The sequence below is a fragment of the Flavobacterium franklandianum genome, from assembly GCF_007097365.1.
GTDB classification, from domain to species: Bacteria; Bacteroidota; Bacteroidia; order Flavobacteriales; family Flavobacteriaceae; genus Flavobacterium; species Flavobacterium franklandianum.
In genome coordinates, this window is record NZ_VJZR01000022.1 from 22,327 (window position 1) to 29,076 (window position 6,750).

Below are 6,750 nucleotides of genomic sequence, written 5' to 3' on the forward strand. Positions count from 1 at the left end.
GAAGTAAATTAATATATATTGAATTTCAAACAAAATTGTGTAGTAAATTTTATTTTGAGTAAGATTTAGATTAATTTTAGATTTTAATTAATTTTTTCGAAAATAATATGAATAATAAAGTAAAAATAAGATGGGGAATTATAGGTTTGGGCAATATTGCTCATCAATTTGCCAAAGATTTAATGCTAATCGATGATGCCGAACTTGTTGCTGTGGCTTCTCGAAACCTTGAAAAATCTCAAGAATTTGCTAAAGAGTATGATTGCCCTAAAGCCTATTCTTCCTACGAAGCAATTATAAATGACTCGGAAATTGATATTTTATATATAGCGACTCCCCATAATTCGCACGCCGCTTTGACCATAAAAGCTTTGAAGAACAACAAACACGTGCTTTGCGAAAAACCCGTTGCCTTAAATTATGATGATGCATTGCAAATGATTACTACGTCGAAAGCCAATAATAAATTTTTTATGGAAGCTTTTTGGACTCGTTTCAATCCGTCTTTTCGAGAAGCTTATTCTAAAATTAAAAATGGCGAAATTGGGGAAATCAAATATATCAATGCTGATTTTGCCTTTTATGCGGATAATCTCGAAGGTATTGGCAACCGAAAAACCGATATGAGTTTAGGAGGAGGTTCACTTTTAGATATTGGCGTTTATCCCTTGTTTTTGTGTTATGTTGTCTTAGGAATTCCTACAGAAATCCTGGCAAAATCAAATTTTCATCAAACAGGAGCCGATTTACAAACCTCTATGATTTTGCAATACGATAATGCACAAGCCATTTTGCATTCAAGTTTTGTGTCCTCTTCCAATATAAAAGCAACTATCAATGGAACTAAAGGAAGAATTAATTTGAATACAATTTGGCATCAAACACAATCCTATACTTTAAATATTGGTGATTATGAAGAGGAAATTTTATTGCCAACAAAAGGCAAAGGTTTTACTTATGAAATAGAAGAATGTCATCAATGTATTAAAGAAAACAGAATCGAAAGCAATCTGTGGTCACACCAAAATAGTTTGGACCTTATCAAAATTGTGGATCAGGTTAGAAATCAAATTGGATTGGAATATCCTAGCTAATTCAATTAAAGGTTCTAAATGGTAATAACATTTATTTTTTTTCAAACCATTAAGATATTAAGTTTGCTTCGCCTGTTCACTATCGCCGAGCCATTAAGAATATTTCAAGTCTTAATTTTCTTAATATCTTAGTGGTTTAAATCATTTGAACAGTTTGTGATTTTATATTTTAATGTTTTGACTTTTAACACAAAACAAAATCAAGTTCATTTAAAACAAAATTGTAAGAATCTAAAAATAATTTTCATTTTGAAAGGAATTTTAGATTAAATTTAGATTTTTAATTCTACAATTATGTTAGTCAAAGTTTTTGGAAGTGCCGTTTTTGGTGTTGAAGCCACCACAATTACTGTCGAAGTTAATATAGACAAAGGTGTTGGTTATCATTTGGTTGGTTTGCCCGACAATGCCATCAAGGAAAGCAGTTACCGAATTGCCGCTGCACTCAAAAATAATGGTTATTCATTACCCGTCAAGAAAATCACCATCAATATGGCGCCAGCTGATTTGCGGAAAGAAGGCTCGGCTTATGATTTGACTCTCGCCATCGGAATCCTAATAGCCTCTTCCCAAATAAAAGGAGATGATATTGATAAGTATATTATAATGGGAGAACTTTCGTTAGATGGAAGTTTGCAACCTATTCGTGGTGCTTTACCCATTGCCATAAAAGCCAAAGAAGAAGGTTTTAAAGGTTTTTTTCTTCCCATCCAAAATGTAAAAGAAGCTGCCATCGTTACGGGTTTAGATGTTTATGGCGTTGAGAATATTCAGGAAGTGATTGATTTTCTCGAAGGTAAAGGCACTATTGAGCCCACAATAATCGACACCAGAGCCGAATTTTATAAAACTTTAGACTTTCCCGAATTCGATTTTAGCGATGTCAAAGGGCAGGAATCTATAAAAAGATGTATGGAAATTGCCGCTGCCGGAGGTCATAATATAATTCTTATTGGACCACCAGGAGCAGGAAAAACAATGTTAGCCAAACGTTTGCCCAGTATTTTACCACCAATGACTTTGCGAGAAGCCTTGGAAACTACCAAAATCCATAGCGTTGCCGGAAAGTTGAAAGAAGCCGGATTAATGAATCAACGACCGTTTCGAAGTCCGCATCATACGATTTCGAACGTTGCTCTTGTGGGAGGCGGTAGTTATCCGCAACCTGGAGAAATTTCTATGGCACACAATGGCGTTTTGTTTTTGGACGAATTACCAGAATTCAAAAGAGACGTTCTTGAAGTAATGCGCCAACCTCTGGAAGATAGGGAAGTAACCATTTCGAGAGCCAAGTTTACAGTGACGTATCCATCGTCATTTATGTTGGTGGCGAGTATGAATCCAAGTCCAAGTGGTTTTTTTAATGATCCCGATTCGCCACAAACTTCTTCTCCACACGAAATGCAGCGCTATTTGAGCAAGATTTCAGGACCTTTATTAGACAGAATCGATATTCATATTGAAGTAACACCTGTTCCTTTCGAAAAATTATCCGAAGACCAAAAAGCGGAAAGCAGCGTCGAAATTCGGAAACGAGTTACTGCTGCCCGTGAAATTCAAACGGAACGTTTTGTGCAAATGGAAAATATTCATTACAATGCCCAAATGAATACCAAACACATCCGGGAATATTGTGCTCTAGATGATGTTTCAAAACAATTACTAAAAACTGCAATGGAACGCCTGAATCTTTCCGCCAGAGCTTACGATAGAATTCTGAAAGTTGCCCGAACCATAGCTGATTTAGAAGCAGCTCCAAAAGTAATTTCTTCCCACATTGCCGAAGCTATTCAGTATCGAAGTTTGGATCGTGATGGTTGGTTGGGGTAGTTTCAGATTATTTTCTCCGAAAAGTCTTTGACTTTGAGGTAGTGACTTTCGGTTTTCAACCGACTTTGTTTTGGAATGTTTAATTTCAATGTCAGTCACAGACTGACGAACACATCCTCAAAGTCGGAGACTTTGCGGAGCAGGTGGCTGGTTGGGGTAGTTAATTTAGCAAAATGCTCCGCAAAGTCTCCGACTTTGAGGTAGTGACTTTCAGTCTCTGACTAACCTTTAAAAAAAAACAAAATGAAAGACAAAGAAGGATTCCTAATTCGAGATCAATCCAAAGCGCATTTTATAACAGCAACGGTTGTGGACTGGGTTGATGTCTTTTCTAGAAAAACCTATAAAGATTGCGTTATCGAAAGTCTATATTTTTGTATAAAAAACAAAGGAATGATTTTGTATGGATTTGTAATTATGTCCAATCACATTCATTTAATCATTCAGTCAGAAAATAGTAAATTATCCGATTTGATTCGGGATTTCAAGAAGTTTACGGCAAAGACCATTTTGAATAAAATAGAAACTGAGCCAGAAAGTAGAGCCGATTGGATGCTGAAACGTTTTGAATTTGCTTGTAAAAGTAATAGCCAAAATGAAAAATATCAGTTTTGGCAATATGGAAATCATCCCGAAGAAATTTTTTCAGAAAAGTTCTTTTGGTCGAAATTGGATTATATTCATTTGAATCCTGTTCGAGCAGGAATTGTTGTCAAAGCTTCTCATTATGTTTATTCGAGTGCTTCAAATTATGTTGAAGATAGTGGAATTATAGCAATTACAAAAGTTGACAATCCGGTTATAGATGTTTTGAAACCACAATCGATGAACACAATTTATAATTGGTAACTAAGGTCGGAGACCTTTTATCACATCCGCAAAGTCAGAGACTTTACGGAGCATAAAATTATCTATTAGAACGCCTGTCATTATTTTGTTGTGGACGTCTTGGGCCAAAGCTGTTGTTACTGCTACGGTTTGTAGTGTCGGTTTTGGGTTGTCGAGGAGTTGAATTGCGTTGTACTCTTCCTTGACCTTGTTTGATTGGTTCCGTTGAAGCGTTAGGATCTGGTTCAAAACCTTTGATGTTTTCTTTTGGTAATTTCAAGCCGACCAATTTTTCGATATCACGCAAAAAGACAGTTTCGTCTGGACTAAATAACGAAATGGCTTCTCCACTTGCTCCAGCACGACCAGTTCTACCAATTCGGTGAACGTAATCTTCGGGAATATTGGGCAATTCAAAATTGATAACGTGTGGTAATAATGGAATATCCAAACCTCGAGCGGCAATATCGGTAGCGACTAAAGCGGTAAGGCTTCCGTCTTTGAAACCAGCCAAAGCTTTGGTTCGTGCACCTTGACCTTTGTTTCCGTGTATTGCTGCTGCTTTAATACCGGCAGAAATCATTGCTTCGGTTAGCTTGTTGGCGCCTTGTTTGGTTCGCGTAAAAACCAAAATCTGTTTCCAGTTGCCTTCCGTAATCAATTTGATGATTAATTCGGTTTTTTTCTCTTTGGCGCAAGGATATACTTTCTGAATAATAGCGTCAACGGTTGTGTTCTCGGGTGTTGCTTCCACCTGAACGGGATGATGTAAAATACCCATTGCCAGTTTTTTAATATCTTTGGAAAAGGTGGCCGAGAACATTAAGTTTTGTCTTTTTGGAGGCAATACTTTCATAACACGCTCAATATCTCTTAAAAAACCCATATCCAGCATTCGGTCGGCTTCGTCCAAAACTAGGATTTCCACTTTCGATAATGTTATTAAACCTTGATTTTGCAAATCGATTAATCGACCGGGAGTTGCCACTAATATATCAATACCTTGTCGCAATTGAGCCACTTGTGGATTTTGGTTTACACCACCAAAAATAACGGTGCTGCGTAAATCTAAAAATTCGCTGTATTCTTTTATATTCGCTAATATTTGTGCAGCTAATTCTCGTGTTGGGGTTAATATCAAGGCACGAATGGGTCTGTGACTTAAATTTTTTCCTTGTGATAATATTTGTAAAATGGGTAAAGTGAAACCCGCTGTTTTTCCTGTTCCTGTTTGTGCAGAGGCCAAAACATCCTTGCCTTCCAAGATGGGTGGAATTGCTTTTTTCTGAATTGGAGATGGAGTTGTGTATCCTTTTTTGCTGATGGCTTTTAATAAAGCATCCGATAATCCTAATGAGTTGAATGACATAAATGGTGTTTCTGAAGTAAACACTATCTATTTTGAGTGCTTCTTTAATTTGGCGCAAAGGTACAGCAAATTTTTATGGATGTGCTTTTGATTGCTGAATTTTGTTTCACAAATAGAGATTATACAAGTACTTTCTCATAAGCTCGTCGTGGACTACCTCTGAAATAGACTATACCACAGAAAGTAAAACCTGATTTTTCAAAGATTTTTATCATTGCCAAATTATCGTGGTTGGTGTCTGCTTTTAAGCTTTTAATAGTATTCTTTCGAGCAAAATCTTCGATAAATTCAATGATTTTTTGTGATAAATTTTTCCCTAAATACTTTTCAGCAATGGCCACTCGGTGGAAAACTACAAAATCGGTATTGGTAAGCCAGTTTCCTTCAATTTTTAGGTATTCCGGTTCGTCATTGATTAGGATGGCACAATAACCAATGGTATTTTCGCCATCTGTCAAAACATAACCAACTCCTTTTTCAATATCTTTTTTTATGACTTCTGGATTGGGGTAGCCGTCTTGCCATTGGTTGCTGCCGTCATTTTTTCTTCTAATTATAGCGTTTTGTAAAATAGCCCATATTTCAGGAATATCAGTGACATCTGCTTTTTTGAAGTTATAATTAATTGAATTTTTCAAAGTTTAGTTTTTTGAATTAATTGCTAATACTTTAAAAAATTGATTTTTAATCCAACTCCGCAAAAGTATCACCTTTATTTATGTCACCCGATTTAAAACCGCGATTGAACCAATACATTCTTTGTTCGGAAGTTCCGTGGGTGAAGGAATCAGGAACCACTTGTCCCTGCATTTTTTTCTGGATGGCGTCGTCACCTACAGCATTTGCTGCACTTAGGGCTTCTTCTATATCGCCGAGTTCTAGCATTGCATTTTTATTTTCGTTATAATGTGTCCAAAGTCCGGCATAGAAATCGGCTTGCAATTCTAGAGCTACTGACAATTTATTAGCTTCGGCTTCACTTTTGCCTTCTTGTGCTTGGCGCATTTTGGCAGAAGTTCCCAACACAGTTTGAATGTGATGCCCAAATTCGTGAGCCAAAACATAAGCCAAAGCAAAATCGCCACCTTCGGCACCAAATTTGGTTCTCAATTCCTCAAAGAAAGTCATATCCATATAAATGGTTTTGTCTCCCGGACAATAAAACGGTCCAGAAGCGGAACTCGCTCCACCACAGGAAGTTTGCACTTGACCGCTGAATAAAACCATTTTTGGAGCTTCAAAAGTGAGATTGTTTTCCTCGAATATTTTGGTCCAAATGTCTTCATTGTCTGCCAAAAGGGTTTTTATAAATTCACCTTCTTTTATTTCTTCGGGAGTTAAGGCTCTTTCCTCAGTTGGTGCTGCTTGTCCTTGGGTTTGCTCCAGAATATTGCCAATCATTTGACCATTTTCGCCTCCAAAAGCATTTAATAGCAAGATTACAATTCCTAATACTCCACCACCAATTAAGGTTTTTCCACCACCTGACATTCCTCTTCGGTCGTCCAAGTTGTCACTTTGACGTCTTCCAATCCATTTCATACTTTGTGAATTTTTAATCAAAAGAATTCCTCGAGGCTCTGCCTCGGGGTCATAAGTAAATCAAAAGAATTCCTCGAGGCTCTGCCT

At 36.9% G+C, this 6,750-nt stretch carries 6 protein-coding genes; 3 read left to right on the forward strand and 3 right to left on the reverse strand.

What is annotated here, in order from left to right:
- The first annotated feature begins 107 nt into the window (after positions 1–107).
- The 3 genes from FNW17_RS15365 to FNW17_RS15375 all read left to right on the forward strand — a co-directional run bounded on the left by FNW17_RS15365 (position 108) and on the right by FNW17_RS15375 (position 3,773).
- Positions 108–1,094 carry a Gfo/Idh/MocA family protein gene (locus FNW17_RS15365; protein WP_143391536.1) on the forward strand — a complete coding sequence of 329 codons (987 nt, stop codon included), beginning with the start codon at positions 108–110 and terminating at the stop codon, positions 1,092–1,094.
- 294 nt (positions 1,095–1,388) lie between these two features.
- Positions 1,389–2,924, forward strand: coding sequence for a YifB family Mg chelatase-like AAA ATPase (locus FNW17_RS15370; RefSeq protein ID WP_143391535.1), 1,536 nt, complete (start codon positions 1,389–1,391; stop codon positions 2,922–2,924).
- 243 nt (positions 2,925–3,167) lie between these two features.
- Positions 3,168–3,773 carry an REP-associated tyrosine transposase gene (locus FNW17_RS15375; RefSeq protein WP_143391534.1) on the forward strand — a complete coding sequence of 202 codons (606 nt, stop codon included), beginning with the start codon at positions 3,168–3,170 and terminating at the stop codon, positions 3,771–3,773.
- Positions 3,774–3,831: 58 nt separating this feature from the next.
- Here FNW17_RS15375 and FNW17_RS15380 read toward each other — a convergent pair whose 3' ends face one another.
- The 3 genes from FNW17_RS15380 to ypfJ all read right to left on the reverse strand — a co-directional run bounded on the left by FNW17_RS15380 (position 3,832) and on the right by ypfJ (position 6,663).
- Positions 3,832–5,121, reverse strand: a complete 1,290-nt coding sequence (locus FNW17_RS15380; RefSeq protein ID WP_143391533.1) for a DEAD/DEAH box helicase — start codon at positions 5,119–5,121, stop codon at positions 3,832–3,834.
- Positions 5,122–5,240: 119 nt separating this feature from the next.
- Positions 5,241–5,759, reverse strand: a complete 519-nt coding sequence (locus tag FNW17_RS15385) for a GNAT family N-acetyltransferase (RefSeq protein WP_235893003.1) — start codon at positions 5,757–5,759, stop codon at positions 5,241–5,243.
- 46 nt (positions 5,760–5,805) lie between these two features.
- Positions 5,806–6,663, reverse strand: a complete 858-nt coding sequence (ypfJ, locus tag FNW17_RS15390) for a KPN_02809 family neutral zinc metallopeptidase (RefSeq protein ID WP_144072110.1) — start codon at positions 6,661–6,663, stop codon at positions 5,806–5,808.
- Positions 6,664–6,750: the final 87 nt, after the last annotated feature.